The 2,130-nt window shown below is 64.3% G+C and carries 1 protein-coding gene; it reads left to right on the forward strand.

Features of this window, described 5'->3' with window-relative positions; genetic code table 11:
* Nucleotides 1-115 precede the first annotated feature (115 nt).
* The coding region (locus tag PJ985_RS23085) for a LamG domain-containing protein (RefSeq protein WP_271685835.1) at nucleotides 116-2,130 on the forward strand (2,015 nt) is incomplete at its 3' end.

Raw genomic sequence — 2,130 nt, forward strand, 5'->3', positions numbered from 1 at the left:
CACGGCGCACTTCAATTACGGCGGAAATCCGGACCTGGGGTGCAAACCCGCTGGGGACGCTGAGTTCACTGTCGGGTCCGCTGTTCAGGAGGCAGCGGACAAGAAGTGGTCCACCATGACCTTCGGTCTCAAGGCGGGCAACGAAAGCAGCAACCTGCACTGGAAGCGGTTCCGTTACGACGCCCACCTGCGGGTGGAATACAACAGGCCGCCACGGAAGATCAAGACCTCACAGCTGACGATGGAGTACGGAGGTACCTGCAAGCCGTCGACCAGACCGGCGCATGTGCGCACGCTGGGGAAGGTGTATGCCGCCAACGTGACCGACCCTGACGGTGACAACGTGCGGCTCCAGCTCCGCGTGCGGTGGGGCACCGGTGTGTGGGATTCCACGCTCACCACTGCCAAGCGTTCGGGGTCAGCATTCGCCATGACCCTCCCTACGAGCATTCCGCATAATACGACTCTGCGTCTGTACGCGCGTGCCTATGACGGCAGAAACTACGGGCCGTGGTCGTCGGTTGACGCATCGCCCTGCTACTTCCTCGTGAATACGACGATCCCGGAGTCGCCCGAGATCTCTTCGACTCGCTATCGGCAGTCGGACCCATCCGACTCGAACGATGCTTGGCTCGACGGTGTGGGGCAGTACGGAGCTTTCACGCTGACGGCAGCAGACAGCGACGTCAACCGTTATCGCTTCGGCATCAACGGAGATCCACTGCCCACTCAGCAGATCGCGACCACCAGCGGGGCGCCACAGACGGTTCAGGTGCTGCCTGAGAAACCCGGCGTGCACTTCATCACCGCACAGGCACTTGACCAAGCGGGTAATGCTTCTGAGGTGCGGACGTACCAGTACCGGGTGCGCGCGGGTCAGGGCGCCCGCGCCGTATGGGCTTTCGATGAAGGCCCCGGAGCGCAGCAGGCCGGTGCCGTGGGACCGGAACACATCGCCGTGCTGCAGGGCGGCGGTACCTTGGGTGCCGCCGGCACGGTGGGCACGGCTTTGGAACTGGATGGCACGACGGGTCACGCGGTAGTCGACGGCCACGTCGCCGACACCAGCAAGCCCTTCACCGTCTCCGCCTGGGCACGGCTGGATGAGAAGGGGAATGACTCGGCAGTAGTGCTGGAGCAGGCAGGTGTGCACCACCCCGGCTTCTCGCTCTATTACTCGGGACACTTCGACCAGTGGGCAGTCCTGCAGCACCACGCCGACGACCCGGCGGACACCAGCCGTGCCCGGGTGCTGGCCGATGCCCCGGTCACTGTGGGCAGATGGACCCATCTCCTCGCCTCATACGACGGCGGAAGGATACGTCTCTTCGTCGATGGAAGCTTCGCGGGTGAAACAGCCTTCTCAGGCGGATGGAGTGCCCAGAACGAGACGCTCATCGGGGCCGCGCAGCGAAGCGGCGAAGTGAAGGCATTCTTTCCTGGGGCCATCGATGAAGTGCAGTTGTTCGACTATGCAATGGTGACGGAGGGCACCCGAGTCGAGCAGCTTTACAACAAGCAGCGAGTGCGTGAGGCGCCCGGCCGGCCTGCCATGGCCGTTTTCTCCCTGGACGAACCGGCCGGCTCCCACGAGGTTGCGGGGGTCGCGGACAACCTGCCGGCCGTCTATGAGGGGGACGTCGCTGCTGGAGTGGAGGGCGTTGATGGCCGCGCGCTGAGGCTCAACGGTGTCGATGCCTACGGTCATACGACCGCGGGCGTCATCAATACCCGGCAAAGCTTCTCCGTCTCGGCATGGGCGAGGCTGGACAAACAGTCGGCCACTTCGGGAGGCGTCATCGCCTCCCAGGCCGGAACACACAAGCCGGGCTTCACTCTTTACTACTCGCGGCACTTCGACCGCTGGGCATTCAACCAGTACAGCGCGAACAGCCCGGACGCTCATCCCGTGCGGGCCATGCAGCCGGCCGGAGCCATGGCTCAGGACGGTGAGTGGGCACACCTGACCGGTGTGCATGACGCTGAGAAGGACACCCTGACGCTGTACGTCAACGGACGCGCCGTGGACACGACCACGCTGGGCGGCGCGTTCCACGCCAGTGGTCGCATGCAGATAGGTGCCGGCCAGTTCGACGGGCAAGTGCAGGCCTTCTTCCCAGGAAGCATTGA

The sequence above is a fragment of the Streptomyces sp. ACA25 genome (assembly GCF_028200735.1).
Classification (GTDB): Bacteria; Actinomycetota; Actinomycetes; order Streptomycetales; family Streptomycetaceae; genus Streptomyces.